22 protein-coding genes are annotated in these 20,022 nt (G+C 73.7%); 8 read left to right on the plus strand and 14 right to left on the minus strand.

Going from position 1 to position 20,022, the window contains the following annotated elements; genetic code table 11:
- Positions 1-2: 2 nt before the first annotated feature.
- The 7 genes from ACFYPD_RS13120 to ACFYPD_RS13150 form a co-directional block, all read right to left on the minus strand.
- Positions 3-614, minus strand: coding sequence for a malonic semialdehyde reductase (locus ACFYPD_RS13120; protein ID WP_387112446.1), 612 nt, complete (start codon positions 612-614; stop codon positions 3-5).
- Positions 611-1,174, minus strand: a complete 564-nt coding sequence (locus tag ACFYPD_RS13125; RefSeq protein ID WP_387112449.1) for a flavin reductase family protein — start codon at positions 1,172-1,174, stop codon at positions 611-613. Before ACFYPD_RS13125 ends, ACFYPD_RS13120 begins: the two co-directional genes overlap by 4 nt.
- On the minus strand, positions 1,171-2,505 hold the full coding sequence (locus ACFYPD_RS13130; protein ID WP_387112452.1) for an LLM class flavin-dependent oxidoreductase: 1,335 nt from the start codon (positions 2,503-2,505) through the stop codon (positions 1,171-1,173). Before ACFYPD_RS13130 ends, ACFYPD_RS13125 begins: the two co-directional genes overlap by 4 nt.
- An 11-nt stretch (positions 2,506-2,516) precedes the next feature.
- Positions 2,517-3,377 carry an ABC transporter permease gene (locus ACFYPD_RS13135; RefSeq protein WP_387112455.1) on the minus strand — a complete coding sequence of 287 codons (861 nt, stop codon included), beginning with the start codon at positions 3,375-3,377 and terminating at the stop codon, positions 2,517-2,519.
- A complete protein-coding gene (locus ACFYPD_RS13140) occupies positions 3,370-4,188 on the minus strand; it encodes an ABC transporter ATP-binding protein (protein WP_387112457.1) in 819 nt (272 codons plus the stop codon). Before ACFYPD_RS13140 ends, ACFYPD_RS13135 begins: the two co-directional genes overlap by 8 nt.
- The gene (locus ACFYPD_RS13145; RefSeq protein ID WP_387112460.1) at positions 4,185-5,219 is read right to left on the minus strand and encodes an ABC transporter substrate-binding protein; all 1,035 of its coding nucleotides are present in this window, start codon (positions 5,217-5,219) and stop codon (positions 4,185-4,187) included. Before ACFYPD_RS13145 ends, ACFYPD_RS13140 begins: the two co-directional genes overlap by 4 nt.
- A 141-nt stretch (positions 5,220-5,360) precedes the next feature.
- Positions 5,361-5,501 carry a putative leader peptide gene (locus ACFYPD_RS13150; RefSeq protein ID WP_387112463.1) on the minus strand — a complete coding sequence of 47 codons (141 nt, stop codon included), beginning with the start codon at positions 5,499-5,501 and terminating at the stop codon, positions 5,361-5,363.
- A 184-nt stretch (positions 5,502-5,685) separates the two neighbouring features.
- On the opposite strand from ACFYPD_RS13150, the gene ACFYPD_RS13155 reads away from it, so the two are divergent.
- Positions 5,686-5,865 (plus strand): DUF4236 domain-containing protein, encoded by a 180-nt coding sequence (locus ACFYPD_RS13155; protein WP_091270009.1) that lies wholly within the window; start codon positions 5,686-5,688, stop codon positions 5,863-5,865.
- Positions 5,866-6,018: 153 nt separating this feature from the next.
- On the opposite strand, the gene ACFYPD_RS13160 is transcribed toward ACFYPD_RS13155, so the two are convergent.
- Complete coding sequence (locus tag ACFYPD_RS13160) at positions 6,019-6,927, minus strand: hypothetical protein (protein ID WP_387112465.1); 909 nt, start codon at positions 6,925-6,927, stop codon at positions 6,019-6,021.
- 24 nt (positions 6,928-6,951) lie between these two features.
- Positions 6,952-7,473, minus strand: coding sequence for a VOC family protein (locus ACFYPD_RS13165; protein WP_387112468.1), 522 nt, complete (start codon positions 7,471-7,473; stop codon positions 6,952-6,954).
- Positions 7,474-7,523: 50 nt separating this feature from the next.
- Between ACFYPD_RS13165 and ACFYPD_RS13170 the strand changes: the two genes are divergently transcribed.
- Positions 7,524-7,994 carry a MarR family winged helix-turn-helix transcriptional regulator gene (locus ACFYPD_RS13170; protein WP_154230305.1) on the plus strand — a complete coding sequence of 157 codons (471 nt, stop codon included), beginning with the start codon at positions 7,524-7,526 and terminating at the stop codon, positions 7,992-7,994.
- 48 nt (positions 7,995-8,042) lie between these two features.
- A complete protein-coding gene (locus tag ACFYPD_RS13175) occupies positions 8,043-9,605 on the plus strand; it encodes a tetratricopeptide repeat protein (protein WP_387112471.1) in 1,563 nt (520 codons plus the stop codon).
- 4 nt (positions 9,606-9,609) lie between these two features.
- Here ACFYPD_RS13175 and ACFYPD_RS13180 read toward each other — a convergent pair whose 3' ends face one another.
- Together ACFYPD_RS13180 and ACFYPD_RS13185 are read right to left on the minus strand one after the other, a co-directional pair.
- Complete coding sequence (locus ACFYPD_RS13180) at positions 9,610-11,061, minus strand: sensor histidine kinase (protein ID WP_387112474.1); 1,452 nt, start codon at positions 11,059-11,061, stop codon at positions 9,610-9,612.
- Complete coding sequence (locus ACFYPD_RS13185; protein WP_387112477.1) at positions 11,058-11,714, minus strand: response regulator transcription factor; 657 nt, start codon at positions 11,712-11,714, stop codon at positions 11,058-11,060. Before ACFYPD_RS13185 ends, ACFYPD_RS13180 begins: the two co-directional genes overlap by 4 nt.
- 147 nt (positions 11,715-11,861) lie before the next feature.
- Here ACFYPD_RS13185 and tnpB point away from each other — a divergent pair, with 147 nt between their 5' ends.
- The 4 genes from tnpB to ACFYPD_RS13205 all read left to right on the plus strand — a co-directional run bounded on the left by tnpB (position 11,862) and on the right by ACFYPD_RS13205 (position 16,926).
- Positions 11,862-12,743, plus strand: a complete 882-nt coding sequence (gene tnpB / locus ACFYPD_RS13190) for an IS607 family element RNA-guided endonuclease TnpB (protein ID WP_387112480.1) — start codon at positions 11,862-11,864, stop codon at positions 12,741-12,743.
- Positions 12,665-13,321 carry an RNA-guided endonuclease TnpB family protein gene (locus tag ACFYPD_RS13195; RefSeq protein WP_387112483.1) on the plus strand — a complete coding sequence of 219 codons (657 nt, stop codon included), beginning with the start codon at positions 12,665-12,667 and terminating at the stop codon, positions 13,319-13,321. The genes tnpB and ACFYPD_RS13195 overlap by 79 nt, the downstream gene beginning before the upstream one ends.
- Complete coding sequence (locus ACFYPD_RS13200) at positions 13,309-14,427, plus strand: outer membrane lipoprotein carrier protein LolA (protein ID WP_387112486.1); 1,119 nt, start codon at positions 13,309-13,311, stop codon at positions 14,425-14,427. Before ACFYPD_RS13195 ends, ACFYPD_RS13200 begins: the two co-directional genes overlap by 13 nt.
- Before the next feature lie 279 nt (positions 14,428-14,706).
- Positions 14,707-16,926 carry a HelD family protein gene (locus ACFYPD_RS13205; RefSeq protein ID WP_387113375.1) on the plus strand — a complete coding sequence of 740 codons (2,220 nt, stop codon included), beginning with the start codon at positions 14,707-14,709 and terminating at the stop codon, positions 16,924-16,926.
- Positions 16,927-17,018: 92 nt separating this feature from the next.
- On the opposite strand, the gene ACFYPD_RS13210 is transcribed toward ACFYPD_RS13205, so the two are convergent.
- Positions 17,019-17,441 carry a hypothetical protein gene (locus ACFYPD_RS13210; protein WP_387112489.1) on the minus strand — a complete coding sequence of 141 codons (423 nt, stop codon included), beginning with the start codon at positions 17,439-17,441 and terminating at the stop codon, positions 17,019-17,021.
- A 302-nt stretch (positions 17,442-17,743) separates the two neighbouring features.
- Here ACFYPD_RS13210 and ACFYPD_RS13215 point away from each other — a divergent pair, with 302 nt between their 5' ends.
- The gene (locus ACFYPD_RS13215) at positions 17,744-18,124 is read left to right on the plus strand and encodes a hypothetical protein (RefSeq protein ID WP_387112492.1); all 381 of its coding nucleotides are present in this window, start codon (positions 17,744-17,746) and stop codon (positions 18,122-18,124) included.
- Positions 18,125-18,187: 63 nt separating this feature from the next.
- Here ACFYPD_RS13215 and ACFYPD_RS13220 read toward each other — a convergent pair whose 3' ends face one another.
- Both ACFYPD_RS13220 and ACFYPD_RS13225 read right to left on the minus strand, forming a co-directional pair.
- Positions 18,188-19,135, minus strand: a complete 948-nt coding sequence (locus tag ACFYPD_RS13220; protein WP_387112495.1) for a sporulation protein — start codon at positions 19,133-19,135, stop codon at positions 18,188-18,190.
- 103 nt (positions 19,136-19,238) lie between these two features.
- Positions 19,239-20,015 carry a DeoR/GlpR family DNA-binding transcription regulator gene (locus ACFYPD_RS13225; protein ID WP_387112498.1) on the minus strand — a complete coding sequence of 259 codons (777 nt, stop codon included), beginning with the start codon at positions 20,013-20,015 and terminating at the stop codon, positions 19,239-19,241.
- Between the last annotated feature and the right edge of the window lie 7 nt (positions 20,016-20,022).

A 20,022-nucleotide genomic window follows, 5' to 3' on the forward strand; every position in this document is an offset into this window, starting at 1 on the left:
CCTCAGAGGGTGCTGACCACCTCGGCGTAGTCGAGCCGGGGCAGCCGCTCCCGCCACGCGTCCGGTGCCGGCCGGCCGATGTTCATGAGCAGCAGCACCCGGTGCCGGCCGCCCGGGAAGAACTCCCGCTCCACCCCGGCGGTGTCGAACCCGGCCATCGGGCCGGCGGCCAGCCCGGCGGCGCGTACCCCGACCAGCAGGTAGCCGATCTGGAGCGCGGCGTTGAGCCGGGCCTGGGCCTCCCGGCCGGCCGGATCGCCGGTGAACCAGTCCCGCGCGCCAGGCCGGTGCGGGAACAGCTCGGGCAACCGGTCGTGCCAGTCCACGTCGGCCGCGAGCACCGCGGTCAGCGGCGCGCCCGCCGTCTTGTCCCGGTTGCCGGAGCTGAGGTACGGCAGCAGTCGGGCCCGGGCCGACGCCGAGCGCAGCAGCAGCACCCGCAGCGGCTGGGCGTTCATCGCGGTCGGGCCGTTGCGGACCAGGTCGTGGATCGCCCGGACCTGCTCCTCGTCGACCGGTTCGTCGGTGAACGCGTTGGCCGTCCGGGCCCCCCGGAACAGCAGGTCCTGGGCGGCCCGGTCGAGCGCGAGCAGCTCGGTGGTGGGTGCGCTCACCACGTCTCCGGCCACGCGCCGAGCGTCGTGGTGTAGCCGCCGCGGTGGTGCACCAGCGGGTCGCCGTCCTCGCCCGCGCCGAGCGCGAGGGGCTCGGCGAGCACCAGGGTGTGGTCGCCGGCCTCGATCCGGCGGACCACCCGGCAGAGCAGCACGGCCAGGGCGTCGCCGATCAGCGGCACCCCGAACGGTCCGGTCTCCCAGCCGGGGTGGCCGGCGAACCGGTCGATCCCGCTGGTGGCGAAGATCTTCGCGACCTCCTGCTGACCGGAGGCGAGCAGGTGCACGGCCACGTGCTCGGCGTGGGCCACGGTCGGCCAGCTCGACGACTCGCGGCCGAGGCAGAACGACACCAGCGGCGGGTCCAGCGACACCGAGGTGAACGAGGTGGCCGTGAAGCCGGCCGGGGGCAGCGACGGCAGGCGCCGGCCGGTGTGCAGGCAGGGGGTGGTGACGACGGTGACCGTGGACGCCTGCCGGCGCAGCAGGCCGCGGAACGTGTCGGTGTCGACCGGGCGCAGCTCGACGGTGCCGGCCCCGGGCCGGTCCACGGTGGTCACGCGGTCACCAGCTCTCGGCCGGCGTAGCTGCTGGCCGGGCGGGGCAGACCGTAGTGCTCGCGCAGGGTGCGTCCGGTGTACTCGTGCCGGAACAGGCCGCGCCGGCGCAGCAGCGGTACGACGTGGTCCACGAAGGCCTCCAGTCCGTGGGGCAGCAGGGGTGGCATGACGTTGAAGCCGTCGGCGGCGCCCTGGGTGAACCAGAGCTCGATCTGGTCGGCGATCTGCTCCGGGGTGCCGGCGACGACGCGGTGCCCGCGCCCGCCGCCGAGCCGGCCGATGAGCTGCCGGATGGTGAGCTTCTCCCGCCGGGCCAGGTCGACGACGAGCTGGTAGCGGCTCTGGTGCGACTGCACGGCGGTGACGTCGGGCAGGTCGGGCAGCGGCCCGTCCAGCGGCAGTCCGGTGAGATCGAGACCGGTCATGCCGGAGAGCTGGGCGAGGGCGTGCTCGGGCACGATCAGCGCCTCCAGTTCGTCGGCGAGGGCACGGGCCTCTCCCTCGGTACCCCCGATCACCGGCGCGATACCGGGCAGCACCTTCACCCCGTCGGGGTCGCGGCCGGCGGCGGCGGTCGCCCGCCGGAGCTCGGCGTAGAAGGCCTGGCCGTCGGCGACGGTCTGCTGGGCGGTGAACACGGCCTCGGCGTAGCGGCCGGCGAACGCGATGCCATCGGCGGACGAGCCGGCCTGGACCAGCAGCGGCCGGCCCTGCGGCGGGCGGGGGGTGTTGAGCGGGCCGTGCACCCGGAACCGGTCGCCCCGGTGCGCGATCTCGTGCACCCGGTCGGTGTCGGCGAAGACGCCGGCCGCGGTGTCGAGGACCAGCGCGCCGTCCTCCCAGCTGTCCCAGAGCTTGATCGCCACGTCGGCGAACTCGGCGGCCCGGCGGTACCGGTCGGCGTGCGCCGGGTGGTCGTCGAGGTTGAAGTTGCGGGCCTCCCGGGCCTGCGCGGAGGTGACGATGTTCCAGCCGGCCCGGCCGCCGCTGAGGTGGTCCAGCGAGGCGAACGTGCGGGCCAGGTTGAACGGCTCGTTGTAGGTGGTGGAGGCCGTGGCGATCAGGCCGATGTGTTCGGTGACGGTGGCCAGCGCGGCGAGCAGGGTGAGCGGCTCGAAGACGGCCTGGATGTTGTGCCGGACGGTCGGGCCGACGGCGAGTGAGTCGGCGAGGAACACCGAGTCGAGGGTGCCCCGCTCGGCGATCCGGGCCAGCTCCTGGAAGTGGGTGACGTCGGCGACCCGGCGCGGGTCGGTGCGCGGGTGCCGCCAGGCCGCCTCGTGGTGGCCGACGCCCATCAGGAACGCGTTGAGGTGCAGGGTTCGGGACATGGGGGTTCCTCTCAGGCGGTGACGTCGACGCGCCAGGTGGAGAAGCGGCGTTCCCCGGCGACCAGGAGTTGGTTGACGACCAGGCCGATGGCGGAGATCGTGATGATCCCGGCGTACATGTCGGGGATCGCGAAGTTGTACTGCGCGTAGTTGATGAGGTAGCCGAGCCCGGCCTTCGCGCCGACCATCTCGGCGGCGACCAGCACGAGGATCGAGTACGCCCCGGCGAGCCGGACGCCCGTGAAGATGGTCGGCACGGCCGCCGGCAGGATCACCTTCTGGAACAGCCGCAGGTGGTTGAGCCCCATCGAGCGGGCCGAGCGGATCAGCAGCGGGTCCACGCCCTTCACCCCGGCGATGGTGTTCAGCAGGATCGGCCAGGAGCAGGCGTAGACCACCAGGGCGATCTTGGAGGTCTCGCCCAGTCCGAGGATGAGCACGAAGACCGGCAGCAGCGCCAGCGCGGCGGTGTTGCGGAACACCTCCAGCAGCGGGCTGAGCAGGTCGGCGAGGGGCCGGTACCAGCCGATCAGCAGGCCGAGCGGGATCGCGGCGGCCACGGCCAGGGCCAGCCCGGTGAGCGAGCGGGTCAGGCTGGCGCCGACGTGGTCGGCGAGTTGCCCGGTGCGCAGCAGCGTCCACCAGGCGGTGAGCACCTCGGACAGCGGGGGCAGGAAGACCCGGTCGACCAGCCCGGCGCGGGGCGCGGTCTCCCAGACCGCGGCCAGCGCCAGCAGCGCGACGCTGCGGTGCAGGGCCCGGCCGCCGAGCCCGAGCAGCCGCCCGGACAGGGTGGGCGCGGCGGCGGGGGCCGCCGGGGACACGGCGGGCCGGGCCACCGCTGCGGTGGGTCGTTCGGCGACGTCAACCAACGCGGGCCTCCTCTCGTACGGCGGACTGGGCGGCACGCACCTCGTCGCGCAGCAGCGTCCAGATCTGGTGTCGGTGGTGCCGGAACGCGTCGGAGGAGCGCAGGTCCTCCTCCGCCTCCCGGTCGCCCAGTTCGATCTCGATGACCTCCTTGATCCGCCCGGGGCGGGAGGTCATCACGGCGACCCGCTGGCCGAGGTGAACGGCCTCGTCGATGCCGTGGGTGATGAAGACGATCGTCTTGCCGGTGGCCTGCCAGATGCGGACCAGCTCGTCCTGGAGCGAATCGCGGGTCTGCGCGTCGAGCGCCGCGAACGGCTCGTCCATGAGCAGCACGTCGGGGTCGTACGCGAGGCTGCGGGCGATGGCCACCCGCTGCTTCATGCCGCCGGAGAGCTCGTGCGGGTAGCGGTCGGCGAACCCGGCGAGCCCGACCAGGTCGAGGTGGTGGGCGATCAGGTCGGCGCGCTGCGCGCGCGGCACGCCCTTGGCCTCCAGTCCGAACCCGACGTTGCCGGCGGCGGTGCGCCAGGGCAGCAGCGCGTACTGCTGAAAGACGATGCCCCGGTCCAGGCCGGGCCCGGTGACCGGGCGGCCGTCGACCAGCACCTGCCCGCCGGTGGGGGCGGAGAGCCCACCGAGCAGGTCGAGCAGGGTGGACTTGCCGCAGCCGCTGGGGCCGACGACGACCAGGAACTCGCCGGGGCGTACGCCGAGGGTCAGCTCGTCGAGCGCGGTGACCGCGCCGCCGCTGCCCCGCCGGCCCGGGAAGACCTTCGTCACCCGGTCGAAGAGGATCTTGTCGGTGCTCACGCGCCACCCCCACCGGCGGCGAACTCGTTGAACCTGTTCGTGTACAGGTCGGCGGGCTTCGGCCGGTCGCCCTTCAGCTCGCCGGAGTCGGCCAGCCAGTCGATCCAGGTGGCGAACTCGCGGTCGCTGATCACGCCGCCCTTGCCGGCGACGCCGGTGGACTTCCAGTACCGCACCAGCGACGGGTCCTCGTTGCGGCCGCGCGTGGCGATGATGGCCTCCAGCCGGGCCACGACGGTCTCCCGGGGCTGGGTGCGGGCCCACTCGATGGCCTTGCCCACCCCGGTGACGAACGCCCGGACCGTCGCCGGGTTGCGCGTGATGAAATCGTCCCGGAAGACGTAGCTGCCCCCGCTGAACGCGCCGAGCAGCTCGTAGTCGGTGAGGACGGTGCGGACGCCGCCGGCGGCCACCGCCTTGTCGCGGATGACGCCGCCGAGCACCGCGACGTCGATCTGGTGCTGCCGCAGCGACTGCTCGATGTTGACCGGGGGCAGCGCGACCAGTTCGACCTTGGCGATCTCGGCCGGGGTCAGGCCGCCGGAGGCCAGCCAGGTCTTGAGGACCGCCTCGGCGTGCGCGCCGAGGGTGTTCATGCCGACCTTCTTCCCGATGAGGTCGCGGGGGCCGCGGACCGGGCTGTCGGTGAGGACGTAGTAGCCCTGGAAGGTCTGCGCGTCGGAGCCGTAGTAGGCGACCACGGCGGTGATCGGGGCGTTCGCGGCCTGGAGCTTGACGATCGCGCCGTTGAAGGCGCCGCCGAAGTCGGTCTGGCCGGTGGCGGTGGCCTGGATGTCGGCGGGGCCGCCGGTGACGTTGCCGATCCAGTCGAGCGTGACGTCGCCGAGGTAGCCGAGGTCGGCGGCGAGTTCGGGGAGGGTCACCTGGCCGACCGAGCCCTGGTAACGCAGCTGGGTGGTCTGCCGGCCGCCCGCGGCGGCGTCGGCGCCGCATCCCGTGGCGGCGGTGAGGGCGAGCAGGGTGACGGCGGCGGCGAGGGTACGCCGCAGCGACTGACGGGTCGAGGGCATGGAGAGGTCTCCTGATCTGTCCACGATGCGGTGGCGAGGGCCCGCGAGGGGCGCGAGAGCACGCCGCTGCCGGCCGGGCCACGATGCGCCGGCGACGGGAGCGGACGAGCGGAGGAGATGCGACGACCGGAAGCGGTCAGCTCAACAGAGCGCGCTCGCGTGCCGGACCAGGTCGACGTGCACGCGAGCGGTGAGGAGAAGCTCGTCCCGCTGCGACATGACCTCATGCTGCCGACCGTTCTCCGCGTCGGTCAATGCCCTTCCACAGACTGAGACTTGCATCGCTGGCTTTGTTACCAACCGTCACCACCAGCATTTACCGCCCCTTAACACCTACCCGTTGGATAGAGATTGTGACGGGTGGGACGGGCATCGTCCAGACCGGATCCGACCGGGTTTCGCGAACCGCCCTTTCGGGCATGTTCGATGCCGCAGAGGCAGGGAGGACGACGAGAGGAGCCCCGCGATGGGCATCGTGTTCCGCAAGCGGCAGAAGTACGGCCCGCTGATCTTGAACTTCACCGAGAACGGCTTCTCCTCCTGGAGCATCAAGATCGGCCGTTGGTCGTGGAACTCGCGGTCCCGCGCCCACCGCGTGGACCTGCCGGGACCGCTCTCCTGGAAGCAGGACAAGTCCCGGGCGTGACGTCCCGAGGTCGCGCGGGGTGCCGGTGGTTCACCGGCACCCCGCTCGGCGTTCAGGCGGGCTTCCTCGTTCCGCCGACGGGAACCCCGCGTTCCTGGTCACCGGCCAGGTACGTACGCCGTCAACTCGCCGCCACCGGGGCGTCCATCGTGGTCAGGCAGATGACCCAGCGGCCCCGCCCGACGCGGCGCTGATCACCACGTCCCCGCCGAGCCGGCCGTGCTCGGGGTCGCGGGTCACCGCGCCGGCGGCGAGCAGCGAGGCGAGCGCCCGGTTCGCGTCGGCGGCCCGGTAGACCGTCGAGGTGGCGGCGAAGCGGCGCAGCTCGGTGACCGTACGGGGGCCGGAGCGGGCGAGTTCGGCCAGCAGTTCGCGGCGCAGCGGGCCGGGTTCGGGGTCGAGGCTGATGTCGAGCAGGCGCCCCGCCGGGTCGGCCGGGTCGCGGTAGCGCACCCCCGCGTACTCGTCGACCGCCCAGAGGGCGTCCTTGACCGCCTCCAGGCCGCGGTCGGAGCCGGTCGCGTAGCCGAACAGCCGGGCCGGCCCGCCGTCGACCGGCACCAGCTCGACCTCGGTGACCAGCGGGAAGCCGGCCCCGGTCAGCGCCGGGCGCAGCGACCGGCCGGGCGCCGTGACCAGCAGCACCTCGGCCGGGCGGCCGGACGCGGCGGCGGCCAGCAGGGCGGGATCGGGCTCGCCGCCGTCGAGCACGGTGAACAGCGGGGCGCCCGCCGCGCCGGCCGCCTTGAGCGCCACCGGCAGCCGGTCCGGCCGGCCCGGCACCACGTGCACGGCGACGTCCGCCGGCAGGGCGGCCTCCGCCGCGCCCAACCGGGCCGGCAGCTCCGCGCCGCCCTCGGCGAGCACGAGCACGGTCAGCCGCCGGCCGCGCAGCCGGTCGGCGAACTCGGCCACCACCCGCAGCGCGGCCTCCGCGCCACCGACGTCGCTTCCGGCGTACGCGAGGGCCAGGGTGGCCCGCCGCGAACGATGCAACGCGGCGGGCAACCAGTAATCGAGTTGCCGGACGAGCAGTTCGCGCAGGACGGCGTCGGTCGACATGCTGCCGTTCTACCGCATCGCCGGTCAAGCGGGAATGGAGATCCCCACGCCGCCTCGGGTCTGGCCGCCGTAGCGCTGCCGCTCGCGGTCGAGGTCGAGCCGGCCGATCCGCGTGCGGGCGGCGAGGGCGGCGTCGTCGAGCAGGTCGGCGGGGACGATCCAGACGATCTCGAACTCCAGCCCGTCGGGGTCGCGGCCGTAGAGGCTCTTGGTGGTCCCGTGGTCCGAGGCGCCCACCAGGGCGTCGGCGGCGGCCAGCCGCTCGGCGGTGGCGGCCAGCTCGTCCAGGGTGTCCAGCTCCCAGGCAAGGTGGTAGAGGCCGACGGCGCTCCGGCCGGCCGGGGAGGGCCCGGCGGCCGCGCCGATCTCGAACAGCCCGAGGTCGTGGTCGTTGGTGGAGCCGGCCGCCTGCAGGAACGCGGCGCCGCGGAAACCGTCCGGCGTCATCGGCACCGGGCGGAAGCCGAGCACGTCGCGGTAGAAGGCGACGCTGCGGTCAAGGTCACGGACGTAGAGGACGGCGTGGTTGAGCCGGTGGATTCCCATGACACCGACCGTAGCGCGGTTTGGTTGAGCGTTCAACAACACGCGCTATGATGGCCGTCATGACCCGGTGGCTGGACCCCGACGAGCAGCGGACCTGGCGGGCCTTCCTCACCGCCTCGCGGGCGCTGATGGACACCCTCGACCGCGAGCTGCAACGCGACGCCGGGATGCCGCACGCGTACTACGAGATCCTGGTCCGGCTCTCCGAGGCCCCCGACCGGCGGCTACGGATGAGCGACCTGGCCGACGCCACCGGCTCCTCCCGCAGCCGCCTCTCGCACGCCGCCGCCCGCCTGGAGGCCGCCGGGTGGATCCGACGCGAGGAGTGCCCCACCGACCGGCGCGGCCAGCTCGCCGTCCTCACCGACGCCGGCTTCGCCACCCTGGCCGCCGCCGCGCCCGGCCACGTCGCCGGGGTACGCCGGCACCTCTTCGACGCGCTCAGCCCGGCCCAGGTGGACCAGCTCCGGCGGATCAGCGAGACCCTCGCCGAGCACCTGACCGGATCGCGACCAAACTGATCCACAGCGGGGGTTGTACTTACCGTCGCCGGATGAGCACGATGGGGCGTGTCCTCCGGCTTCGCTGACCTGACTGTCCAGGCGCACCACCTGGTGTCCGAAGGCGACCTCACCGGTGCCCAGCAACTGCTCGCCGACGCGCTGAGCGACGCCGATCCCCGTCCCGCCAACGCCTCCGCCGAGCTGGCCGAGGCCGCCGGTCTCCAGGCCCGGGTGCTCGTGGCGCTCGGCGAGCCGCACTCCGCGCGCGGCTGGGCCGCGTTCGCATACGCGGCGACCACCCGGCTGTTCGGGCGCTCCGACGAGCGCACGGTCACCGCCGCCGCGACCCTGGCCGCGGTGCTGCACCGGGTCGGCAGCGACGCCCGCGCCGCCCGGCTCTACTCCGACGTCATCATCGAGCTGACCGCCCGCGACGGGCCGGAGTCGCAGCGGGTGCTGGCCGCCCACGCCGACCTGGCCACCGTGGAATACGCCCGCGGCCAGTGCGACGTGGCCCGCGACCGGTTGCAGGACGCCTGGGAGCTGCACCGCGAGGTCTACGGCGACGGCCACCCCAGCGGCATCAAGATGCTGGCCAAGCTCGGCGCCATGGAACGCGACTGCGGCCGCTACGCCGAGTCCCACGAGCACCTGACGCTCGCCGAGGAGCTGTGCCGGGAGCACCTGGCCGCCGACGACCCGCTGGCCGCCCAGGTCGCCGGGCTGGCCCGGGCCGCCGCCGACCCGGACCACGTCTGCGGCGCGGCGGAGCCACCGGCCCGGGAGACCCCGGTGGTGCCGGCGGCCCGCGTCCCCCCGCCCGCCGAGGGGCCGCCCGACCTGCCGCCCTACCAGCCACCGACCCTCGACGACCCGGTCGAGACGCCGCTCTACCGCCCGCCGGACCGGGCCGAGGGCCCCCACGTGCCGACACCCCGCACCCCGCCCGAGGCGGACGACGAGGCGTTCGCCGACTATCCGTGGCCGCCGGACGAGCCGGCCGAGGAGCCGTGGCGGCCCGGGGAGAGCGCGCTGCCACCGACCGTGGTCGGCCTGACCGATTCCGAGCCGGCGGGCGTACGCCGGGTGCCCCGGACCACCGAGCCCGAGGCGCCGTCGCGCTACCTACCGGTGCACGTGCCCCGGCCGCCCGCCGCCGAGCGCCGGAACACACCGTGGCTGCCGCTCGTGGTGGCCGGCGTGGTGGTGGCGCTGCTGCTCGGCACCATCGCGGTGATCGCCGGGGTGTCGCGGGTGGACGACGGGCGGGACGCCCCGGCGCCCGCGCCGACCGGGCACGCCTCGTCGGCCGGTCCCACCGCCGGCACGCCGACCGCCGCCCCGGCCGCATCCCCCGGCACCCCGCCCGGGCAGCTCACCCTGGCCGACCGGCGGGACAGCATCGTGCTGAGCTGGACCTACCCCGCCGGGGCCGAGGGGCCGGTGGTGGTCGCCGGCGGTCGCTCCGGGCAGCCGCAGCGCACCTTCCTGACCCTGCCCGCCGGCTCCGTCGACTACATCGCCTACGGCCTCGACCGCACCACCGACTACTGCTTCACCGTCGCGCTGGTCTGGTCCACCGACAGCGTCGCCCGGACCGGCCCGGTCTGCACGAAACGGCGCCGCTGACCGGTCACTCCGCGTCGGGGTCGGCCAGCGCCGGCAGCCGTACCGTCACCCGCAGCCCCGGGGCGGCCGCCGCCGGCGTGGCGTCGGCCAGCTCGACGGCGCCACCGGCCCGGCGGACCAACTCCCGCACGATGGCCAGGCCGAGGCCGGCGCCGCCGGCGTCGCGCGCCCGGGCGTCGTCCAGCCGGGTGAAGCGGGCGAAGACCCGCTCCCGGTCCGCCGCCGGGATGCCCGGCCCGTCGTCGGTCACCGTGACCAGGTGGTACACCGAACCGCCCCGCTGCCGGGGCACCGGCGGGTCCGCATGCGGGCCGGTGACCGCGAGCCGCACCTCGCCGTGCGCGTGCCGCAGCGCGTTCTCCACCAGGTTGACCAGCACCCGGCGCAGCTCCCCCGGGTCCCCCTCGGTCCAGAGCGGGCCGGGCGGCGACGCGTGGCGCAGCGGCGGGGACGGATAGCGCTCGGCCACCCCGCGCAGCAGCTCGCCCAGCTCCACCGGGCCGACGGCGTGCGGCGCGGGACGGTCCGGCCGGGCGGCCTGCTCATCGAGACGGGCCAGCAGCAGCAGGTCGTCGACGAGCCGGCTGAGCCGCTCGGTGTCGGCGAGCAGGTTCTCCGCCACCGCCGGCCAGTCCGTCCCGTCGCCCAGCCGCCGGGCCACCTCCAGCTCGGTGCGCATGTTCGTCACCGGGCTGCGCAGCTCGTGCGCGGCGTCGGCGACGAACGCCCGCTGCCGGTCGCGGGAGGCGGCCAGCCGGTCCAGCATGTCGTTGAGGGTGACCGCCAGCCGCTGGATCTCGTCCCGCGCAGCCGGCACGGGCAGCCGTTCCGCCCCGGCCCGGCCGGTGATCTCGGCGGCCCCGCTGCGCAACGCCTCCACGGGCCGCAGGGTCGCCCCCACCACCCGCCAGGCCACCACGGCCAGCCCGGCCACCAGCAAGGGGAAGCCGACCAGCAGCAGGTTCCGGACCACGTGCAGGCTGTGCCGGACGTCGGACATCGACTTGGCGACCAGCACGGTGAGCGGCTCGTCCGCGGTGCCCGCCGGCACGGTCACCACCCGGACCGGCCCGGTCAGGCCGACCCGCCGCCCGTCCACCACCAGCCGCTGGCGCTCCCCGGCGCGCAACTGGTCGGCACCGAGCATCGGCACCAGCCGGTCGGCGTCGATGGAGGCGGCCCGGATCCGGCCCTGGCCGTCGAGCACCTGGACGCGGAGCTGCCCGCCGGCCACCGGCAGCGGATCGGGCAGGGCGTCCTCGGCCGCCAGCAGTGCGACGGCGTCCGCGGTGCGGAGCGCCTCGGCGTCGACGGAGCGCTGCAACGTCCAGCCAAGCGCGCCGAGCAGCAGCGCCCCGCCGAGCGCGAACCCGACGACCAGCCCGGTCACCCCGAGCGCGAGCAGCCGGGACCGCAGCCCGAGGTCCGGCAGGAGCTCGCTGAGCCGGCGCCTCATGTGGCCAGCCGGTAGCCGGCGCCGCGTACCGTCTCCAGCCGGTCCCGGCCGATCTTGCGGCGCAGGTAGCCGACGTAGACCTCGACCGCGTTCGGGGCGGTCTCCACCGAGGCGTCCCAGACGTGGTCCAGCAGCTCGGTCTTGGAGACCACCTCGCCGGGGCGGCGCATCAGGTAGGCGAGCAGGGCGTACTCGCGGGCGGTCAGGGCCACCTCGGCGTCCGACCGGGTGACCCGTCGCCGCGCCGGGTCCAGCCGCAGGTCGGCGACCGCGAGCACGGCCGGGCGCTCGGGCGCGCCGCGGCGCAGCAGCGCCCGCAGCCGGGCCAGCAGCACCACGTACGAGAAGGGCTTGGTCAGGTAGTCGTCGGCGCCGCAGTCCAGCCCGTCGGCCTGGTCGTACTCGCCGTCCTTGGCCGAGAGCATGAGCACGGGCAGCCAGCGCTCCTCGGCGCGCAGCCGGCGCACCACCTCGTAGCCGGAGAGCCCGGGGAGCATCACGTCGAGGATCATCGCGTCGTAGTCGCCGTGCCGGGCGGCGTCCAGCCCGCCGGGGCCGGTGGCCTCGACGTCCACCACGAAGCCCTCCGCCTGCAGGCCCCGCCGCAGGGACGCGGCCAGCCGCGTCTCGTCCTCCACCACCAGCACACGCACGGCTCAAGGGTGTCACGCCGCCACTACTGGGCAGGGACGCGGGCGCCGGTTGACAGGGGTCTATTAACCACGGAACGGCATCGATGCGATAATCGTGCCCCGGGGAATCGCCCAGCCACAGCCGGACAGAGCACGGACCCAACCGAGATGAAGGCATTCCAGGCTTACCAATTCGCCCTCGACCTGACTCCTTCCCAGGAGCGGGCCTTGTTCGCGCATGCCGGCGCGGCGCGGGTGGCGCATAACTGGGCTCTTGCGCGGGCCAAGGCCATAATTGACCAGCGGTCGGCGGAGCGGTCCTACGGCATTGCGGAAGTCGATTTGACCCCGATGCTGAGCTGGTCACTTCCGGCGTTGCGGAAGGCGTGGAATCAGGCCAAGGGGAACGTGGCGCCCTGGTGGACCGAGTGTTCCAAGGAGGCGTTCAACACCGGACTGGACGCTGTGGCACGGGCATTGAAAAACTGGTCGAACTCGAAGACGGGAAAGCGGGCTGGCCAGCGCGTCGGATTTCCTCGCTACAAGTCACGTCGCCGTAGCACCCCTAGCGTCCGGTTCACTACAGGCACAATCCGGGTCGAGGCGGACCGTAAGCACGTGGTACTGCCCCGGCTGGGTCGGCTCAAGACGCACGAGTCGACGCGCAAACTCGCTCGTCGGGTCGAGGCAGGGACTCTCCGGATCCTGGCTGCGACCGTGCGCCGTACCGGCGGCCGATGGCATGTGGCGTTCTGCGTCGAGAGCGAGCGGGGCCCGCGGGCTCCGATGCGTCCCTCGGCCGTGATCGGTGTAGACGTCGGGATTAAGCATCTTGCAGTGCTGTCTACCGGTGAACTGGAACCCAACCCTCAGCACCTCGGGGCTGCGTCTCGACGCATGCGACGGTTAGCCCGGCGCATGTCCCGCCGCTGTGGGCCGGACCGCCGGACAGGCCAGCACCCCTCCAATCGATGGGAACGGATGCGGAAGCGGGTCGCCCAGGTCCACGCCCGAGTGGCGAACCTTCGCCTCGACGCATCCACAAGCTGACGACGCGGCTCGCCCGCGAATACGGCACTGTCGTGGTCGAAGACCTTCACATTGCAGGCATGCTGCGCAATCGTCACCTAGCACGACACATCGCCGATGCCGGGTTCGGGGAACTACGGCGGCAACTGGCGTACAAGACGCTCCGGAATGGCGGCCAACTGCTTGTGGCCGACCGCTGGTACCCCTCCTCGAAAACCTGCTCGGACTGCGGCACAGTGAAAACCAAGCTGGCGCTGTCCGAGCGCACGTACTCTTGCGAAGACTGCGGCTTAGTCCTCGATAGGGACTTGAACGCCGCACGCAACCTTGCCGCCCTCGCGGCGCAGGTGAACACCGCCGGGAGTGGCCCGGTGGCTGGACGTGGAGCCGATCGTAAGACCCGCCACGGCGGGCCGTTGGCCGTGAAGCGTCAACCCGGCATCGCCCCTGCGGATAAGACCGGGACCGTCTCGCCGCAAGGCGGGGCTGTCGATCATGTGCCCTACCGGCAGCATGAAGGCAACGGAATCTCCTCAGCGCCCTCACAGCGACCGTGCTGCACCATTACCGTCAGGAGGTGCACATCATGTCCGTACTGAACAACCACGCCGTGCTCCGCTGGCTGGTCCCGGTGACCGCGGGGGTCGCCGTGATCGGGGGCGGCGCCGCCGTCGGCACGTTCGCCGCCGGGGCCGACCCGGCGCTGCCGCCGCGTACCGCCGCCCAGCTCCTGGAGGACCTGCGGACGTCCCGCCTCGACGGGCTCTCCGGCACCGTCGTGCAGCGCGCCGACCTCGGGCTGCCGCCGATCGCCGGGCTGGTCGGGCAGGCCGGCGGGAACGAGCTGGCGAGCCTGGTCAGCGGCACGCACACCCTGCGGGTCTGGTACGCCGGCCCGGAGCGTCAGCGGCTCGCCCTGGTCGACACGCTGGGCGAGCGGGACGTGCTGCGCAACGGGCGTGACGTCTGGACCTGGAGCAGCCGGGACAACGCCGCGTCGCACCGGACGCTGCCGGCGGACGCGAAGGACCTCGAGTCCGCCCCGGCCACGCCGGCCGACGCCGCCGACCGGGCGCTGGAAGCGATCGACCCGAGCACCGCGGTCACCGTCGGCCGCTCCGCCACCGTCGCCGGGCGCAGCGTGTACGAGCTGGTGCTGACCCCGCGCGACCGGGACTCGCTGGTGCATCAGGTGCGGATCGCGCTGGACGCGAAGGAGCACGTGCCGCTGCGCTTCGAGGTGCTCGCCGACGGGGCGGACGAGCCGGCGTTCGAGGTGGCGTTCACCCAGGTCGACTTCCGCACCCCGGACGCCGACCAGTTCCGGTTCAGCCCGCCGCCCGGCGTCACGGTGAAGGAGGAGCCGGCGGTCGACGAGCGCGGGCCGGCCGGTAAGCAGCGGCCCGAGCGGGGCGAGGCCGACCCGGACGTGCGTACCGTGGGGACCGGTTGGACCACCGTGCTGGTGGCGAAGCTCGACGCGGCCGGCGCCGCGGGCACGGCCGGCGCGAAGCCGGGCGCGGCGGCCGGACCGGACGCCGACATGGTGGCGAAGGTGCTCGGCGGGCTCCAGCGGGTGAGCGGCGACTGGGGCAGCGGCCGGCTGCTCACCGGCAAGCTGTTCAGCGTGCTGCTCACCGACGACGGCCGGGTGCTGGCCGGCCTCGTGCGGCCGGAGCGGCTGTACCAGGCGGCGAAGGGCTGAGCTCGGAGCGGACTCCTCGGGGTCCGGTCGGCGTGTGCCGGCCGGGCCCCGCTTTCGTGTGCGAACCTGCGGTGTGACGTGGTCGCGGGCGGCCGGCGGGGCTTGGTCCGGCGGCCCGCCGCGCGGTATCTTTCTCAGTTCAAACACAAAAAGGAATGGCTCCGAAAGCCATTCCTGCCGCAATTTTAGCCATGAGGAGCCGGCTTGTCAACGCACTCCGACGTGTCGGGTGAGCTGCACCAGGACGACGAGATCGGTCGCGAGCAGAAGTACGTCTCGATGCTCTACGACCGGTTGGACGGCATGCGGGACCAGGCCGCCCGGCGGCTCACCGAGGAGCTGCGCACCACCGGCGGCACGTTGCAGGCCCGGTCGCAGCGCGACTACGCCGTGCGGATGTACGCCGACCAGGTCGAGCAGTTCTCCGCGGTGGAGACCGGGCTCTGCTTCGGCCGCCTCGACGGCGAAGACGACTCGTGCCGCTACATCGGCCGGATCGGCATCTTCGACACCTCCGGCGACTACGACCCGCTGCTGATCGACTGGCGCGCCCCCGCCGCCCGCGCCTTCTACCTGGCGACCGCCGCCAACCCGCAGGGGGTCCGCCTGCGCCGGCACCTGCGTACCCGGGAGCGCAAGGTCACCGGGCTCAACGACGAGGTGCTGGACATCGCGGCCGCCTCCCCCACCGCCCACGAGGAGGTGACCGGCGAGGCGTCCCTGCTCGCCGCGCTGAACGCCGGGCGTACCGGGCGGATGCGCGACATCGTGGAGACCATCCAGGCCGAGCAGGACCGGATCATCCGGGCGGACCTGCCGGGCGTCATGGTGGTGCAGGGCGGGCCGGGCACCGGCAAGACGGCGGTGGCGCTGCACCGGGCCGCGTACCTGCTCTACACGCACCGGCAGCAGCTCTCCACCCGGGGCGTGCTGCTGGTTGGCCCGAACCCCACCTTCCTGCGCTACATCTCTCAGGTGCTGCCGGCGCTGGCCGAGACGGGCGTGCTGCTGCGTACCCAGGCCGACCTCTTCCCCGGCGTGCACGCCCGGCGCACCGAGCCGGCGTCGACCGCGGCGCTGAAGGGCCGTGCCGTGCTGGCCGAGGTGCTGGCCAACGCGGTGCGGGACCGGCAGTGGGTGCCGGACGAGCCGCTGGAGATCGAACTGCCCCAGCGGGAGGTCCTCACCCTCGACCCGGAGACCGTGCGCCAGGCGCGGGAGCGGGTCCGCCGCACCGATCGCCCGCACAACCTGGCGCGGGCGCTGTTCGACGTCGAGATCGTGCACGCGCTCGCCGACCAGGTGGCCGAGCGGATCGGCGCCGACCCGCTCGGCGGGGAGAACCTGCTCTCCGAGGCCGACCGGGCGGAGATCCGCCGGGAGCTGCGCGACGAGCCGGAGATCCGGGCCGCGCTGGACGAGCTGTGGCCGGTGCTCACCCCGCAGCGGCTGCTCGCCGACCTGTTCGAGTCGCCGGAGCGCATCGCTGCCGCCGCGCCGATGCTCACCGACGCGGAGCGGGCCGCGCTGCACCGGCAGCCGGGCGGCTGGACGCCGGCCGACGTGCCGCTGCTGGACGAGGCGGCCGAGCTGCTCGGCGAGGACGAGCGCGCCGCCGCCGCCCGCCGGGACCGGATCCGCGCCCTCGAACGCGAGTACGCCGAGGGCGTGCTGGAGATCTGGCGGGGTTCCCGCTCGATCGACGTGGAGGACGAGGCGGACGGCGGCGAGATCCTCGGCGTCACCGACCTGATCGACGCCGACCGGCTCTCCGAGCGGCAGGAGGAGGCCGACCGGCTGACCACCGCGCAGCGTGCCGCCGCCGACCGGACGTGGGCCTTCGGGCACGTGATCGTCGACGAGGCGCAGGAGCTGTCACCGATGGCCTGGCGGCTGCTGATGCGCCGGTGCCCGAGCCGGTCGATGACCATCGTCGGGGACGTGGCGCAGACGGGCGCCCTCGCCGGCACGCCGTCGTGGCAGGAGGCCCTGGCGCCGTACGTGGCGAACCGGTGGCGGCTGGAGGAGCTGACCGTCAGCTACCGCACCCCGGCCGAGATCATGGCGGTCGCCGCCGAGGTGCTCGCCGAGATCGACCCGGCGCTGCGCCCGCCCCGATCCGTACGCGCCAGCGGCGTGCCGCCGTGGGACCGTACCGTTCCGGCGGACCGGCTCGCCGCCGAGCTGGTCGAGGCGGCCGCGCGGGAGGCGGCCGGGCTGGCCGACGGCCGGCTCGGGGTGATCGTGCCGGCCGGCCGGGCGGCCGAGCTGGGGGCGACGGTCGTCGCCGCGCTGCCGGAGGCGACCGTCGGCGAGCAGCCGGAGCTGGCGAACCGGGTGGTGGTGCTCACCACCGAGCAGGCCAAGGGCCTGGAGTTCGACTCGGTGCTGGTGGTGGAACCGGACCGGATCGTCGCGGAGTCCCCGCGCGGCCACAGCGACCTCTACGTCGCCCTCACCCGCGCCACCCAACGCCTCGGCATCCTCCGCACCGCCTGACCCCGCCGCCGGGCCGCCCCGGTCCGTGAACCTCGTGATCGGCGCAAGACGGAGGGGGCGGCTCAGCCGCCCCCTCCGTTCGCGTGCCGGTGTCAGCCGGGGTTCGCCTGGTCGTTGGTGAAGTTGCCGACCTGGCTGCCGCTCGACGAGGCGTCGCTGGTGGAGCCGCCGGCCGGGGTGCTGAGGCCGCCGGTGGTGGCGTCGCCCGTGGTGGTCGGTGCCACCGTGCCCCGGTGCCGCTCCGGTTGGCGGGCCACCCGGCGCACGCTGGCCGGCCCGGCGGTGCCGCCGGTCGTGGTGACCGCGCCCTGGCCCCGGGTCGGGCCGCCGTCGCGCAACACGTTCGGGTCGACCGGGGCGTCCGCCGGGTCGTCCGGATCCTCCTCCTGGATGACCCGCAGCACGTCGGTCTGCGGCACGGTGACCTCGTCGAGCGCGCCCTCGCCGTAGACGCCGCCGGCGATCCGCTCCTCGGCCCGTCGGGCGGCCTGCTGCCGCATGTCGTCCTCACGCACGTGAACCACCTCGCAGATTTCTCGGGATCCTCCTTGCGTGCCCGACGGCCGGAGGCTGAAACCGGCCGGCCCGTCCGGTCCGCAGCGATGCCGGTTACCTGTCCGTGTGTCCGGTTCCCGGGTCAGGCCGGCGGCGCTTCCGCGTGGTGCTCCTATTCGGCCCCGGGGTGGCGTTACCTCACCGAGGCCAGGGGTAGACGGAGGGTGCCCCCGCCACAGAGCGCGAACCGTGCCGTGGCCGACCTGCGGCAGCGGGGCGGGAGGTTGCAGAGAACGACTCATCGCATCCTGAGGAGGACCAGATGAGCACGCAGGCTGCATCCGCCAGGCCGATGAACCGGCCGGCACAGGACATGTCCAACCGGGCCGGGATGCAGGAGGCGCCGACCCGCCCGATGCCGATGATGCACGACGGGCACCGGGAGCAGGCAATCGCGGCGCCCGGCACCGAGACCAAGCCGTCGCTCCGGACGACCGAATTCTGGGTCTACATCGCGTCCGTCGCGGCCGTGCTGGTGGCGTCGTACCTGGTCGGTAAGAACTCGGTCGGCGTGGACATCTTCCGCGCACCGCAGGCCTGGTTCTTCATCACGCTGCTGACCATCGGTTACCTCGGTAGCCGCGGTCTGGCCAAGGCCGGAAGCAACTTCCGCAGCGAGGAGGAGCGCAAGGCCCGGCACTGACCGGAGCCACTCCTGAAACGGCGATGCCCCCGGGGACAACCCCGGGGGCATCGTCGCGTGTGGTCACTCCCCGCCGAAGTCGCCGAAGTCGCCCTCGAAGGCGTCCTCGATCAGCTCACCGGCGACCAGGCCGCCCGCCACGCCGAGCGCGGCGCCCGCCACCATGCCACCCATGCCCGGGCCGCGGTGGCCGTGGTGCCCGCGCGGGGCGCCGAAGCCGTGCGCGCGCAGGTTGCCGTAGCGCGAGGTCGTCTCCCGCAGCCAGCCGTCGACCACCTGGACCCAGTCGGAGCGGCCCGCGTCGCTGTGCGGGACGGCGTAGCGGCCGAAGGCGTCGTGCCCGGGGGTGAGGAAGCCGCCGCGCTTGTCACACTCCAGGATCACCTCGACGCCGTGCTGGCTGGTGACGAAGGTCAGCTCGACCTCGTTGGTCACCTGCGCGTACTGGGGCGCGGCGAAGAACTCGATCTCCTGGTAGAAGGGGAGCGTCTGCTGCACCCCACGGATGTGGCCGCGCTCCAGGTCGGCGTGCTTGAAGCGGAAACCGAGCGCCTGGAAGGCGTCGAGGATGCGCTCGTGGATCGGCAGCGGGTGCACCGCCACCTGGTCCAGGTCGGACTTGTCCACGGCCCGGGCCACCGCCAGCTCGGTGCGCAGGCCCATGGTCATGCCGTGCAGCCGCTGGCCGTACACGTCGGTGACCGGGGTCTCCCACGGCACCGGGAGCTGGAACGGGATGGACAGCTGCTGCTTCGGGGCCAGTTGCAGCGGGCCGCTCACCGACATCCGGTGGAACTCCATGACGCCGGCGTACTCGGTGTCGCCGCCCTCGATCTCGACCCGGGTGACCAGGCCGACGGTGATCTGCTCGATGCTCGCCGGCGCGTCGCCGCCGACCAGGTTGACGTGCCCGTCCAGGGTCAGGCCCGGCCGGGTGTTGGGGTTGGTCAGCACGGTGTCGACGCTCGGGCCGCCCACGCCGAACGCGCTCAACATCTTCTTGAAGACCATCGCCACTCCGCTTCCACCGTCGGCGCACTCCACCCTGGAGCACACGGGGCCACGAAGGGGACCCTAACCTGGGCGGCTGTGAAGTGCCTGAAAGCCGGGCCGGTCAGTCGGCGTCGACCACGATCAGCTCACCGACCTGCTCGCCGATCTGCCGGCGCCCCTCCGGTGGCAGCCCGCCGTCGGTGATGAGCACGTCGGCCTCCTCCAGCGGGGCGATGGTGGCGATGCCGATCGTCTCCCACTTGGTGTGGTCGGCGAGCACCACGAGCCGCCGGGCCGCGCCGATCAGCCGCCGGTTGACGGCCGCCTCCAGCAGGTTCGGGGTGGTGAACCCGGTGCGCGGACTCATCCCGTGCACGCCGAGGAAGAGCAGGTCGACGTTGAGCGCGGCGATCGCCGCCTCGGCCACCGGCCCGGTCAGCGCGTCCGAGGGGGTACGGATGCCGCCGGTGAGCACGACGGTCTGGTCGGCGCGCGGGTTCTGGTATAGGGCGTCGGCGACCGGGATCGAGTTGGTGACCACGGTCAGCCCCCGGACGTCGGCGAGCCGCGCGGCCAGGGCGGCGGTGGTGGTGCCGGCGGAGAGCGCGATCGCCATGCCGGGCTCGACCAGCCCGGCGGCCCGCTCGACGATGGCCCGCTTCTCGGCCTGCTGCCGGATCGACTTGGCCGCGAAGCCCGGCTCCTCGGCCGAGCCGGGGCCGGCCAGCGTCGCTCCCCCGTGGACCTTGTCGACCAGGCCCCGCTCGGCGAGCACCTCCAGGTCCCGCCGGATGGTCATGTCCGACACCCCGAAGCGGCTGACCAGGTGGCTGACCCGGACGCCGCCGCGCTGGCGGATCAGCTCCAGGATGGCGCTCTGCCGTTGCTGCGCGAGCATCGGACCT

This window comes from Micromonospora sp. NPDC005299 (genome assembly GCF_042872345.1).
In the GTDB taxonomy this organism is placed as follows: domain Bacteria; phylum Actinomycetota; class Actinomycetes; order Mycobacteriales; family Micromonosporaceae; genus Micromonospora.

What these genes read in the sequence shown, in the direction of transcription:
- ACFYPD_RS13130 (WP_387112452.1), bottom strand. Translation starts at nt 2,505, where the DNA reads ATGTCCCGAACCCTGCACCTCAACGCGTTCCTGATGGGCGTCGGCCAC.
- ACFYPD_RS13145 (WP_387112460.1), bottom strand. Translation starts at nt 5,219, where the DNA reads ATGCCCTCGACCCGTCAGTCGCTGCGGCGTACCCTCGCCGCCGCCGTC.
- ACFYPD_RS13150 (WP_387112463.1), bottom strand. Translation starts at nt 5,501, where the DNA reads ATGCAAGTCTCAGTCTGTGGAAGGGCATTGACCGACGCGGAGAACGGT.
- ACFYPD_RS13155 (WP_091270009.1), top strand. Translation starts at nt 5,686, where the DNA reads ATGGGCATCGTGTTCCGCAAGCGGCAGAAGTACGGCCCGCTGATCTTG.
- ACFYPD_RS13160 (WP_387112465.1), bottom strand. Translation starts at nt 6,927, where the DNA reads ATGTCGACCGACGCCGTCCTGCGCGAACTGCTCGTCCGGCAACTCGAT.
- ACFYPD_RS13165 (WP_387112468.1), bottom strand. Translation starts at nt 7,473, where the DNA reads ATGGGAATCCACCGGCTCAACCACGCCGTCCTCTACGTCCGTGACCTT.
- ACFYPD_RS13170 (WP_154230305.1), top strand. Translation starts at nt 7,524, where the DNA reads ATGGCCGTCATGACCCGGTGGCTGGACCCCGACGAGCAGCGGACCTGG.
- ACFYPD_RS13180 (WP_387112474.1), bottom strand. Translation starts at nt 11,061, where the DNA reads ATGAGGCGCCGGCTCAGCGAGCTCCTGCCGGACCTCGGGCTGCGGTCC.
- tnpB (WP_387112480.1), top strand. Translation starts at nt 11,862, where the DNA reads ATGAAGGCATTCCAGGCTTACCAATTCGCCCTCGACCTGACTCCTTCC.
- ACFYPD_RS13195 (WP_387112483.1), top strand. Translation starts at nt 12,665, where the DNA reads ATGGGAACGGATGCGGAAGCGGGTCGCCCAGGTCCACGCCCGAGTGGC.
- ACFYPD_RS13200 (WP_387112486.1), top strand. Translation starts at nt 13,309, where the DNA reads ATGTCCGTACTGAACAACCACGCCGTGCTCCGCTGGCTGGTCCCGGTG.
- ACFYPD_RS13205 (WP_387113375.1), top strand. Translation starts at nt 14,707, where the DNA reads ATGCTCTACGACCGGTTGGACGGCATGCGGGACCAGGCCGCCCGGCGG.
- ACFYPD_RS13215 (WP_387112492.1), top strand. Translation starts at nt 17,744, where the DNA reads ATGAGCACGCAGGCTGCATCCGCCAGGCCGATGAACCGGCCGGCACAG.
- ACFYPD_RS13220 (WP_387112495.1), bottom strand. Translation starts at nt 19,135, where the DNA reads ATGGTCTTCAAGAAGATGTTGAGCGCGTTCGGCGTGGGCGGCCCGAGC.
- ACFYPD_RS13225 (WP_387112498.1), bottom strand. Translation starts at nt 20,015, where the DNA reads ATGCTCGCGCAGCAACGGCAGAGCGCCATCCTGGAGCTGATCCGCCAG.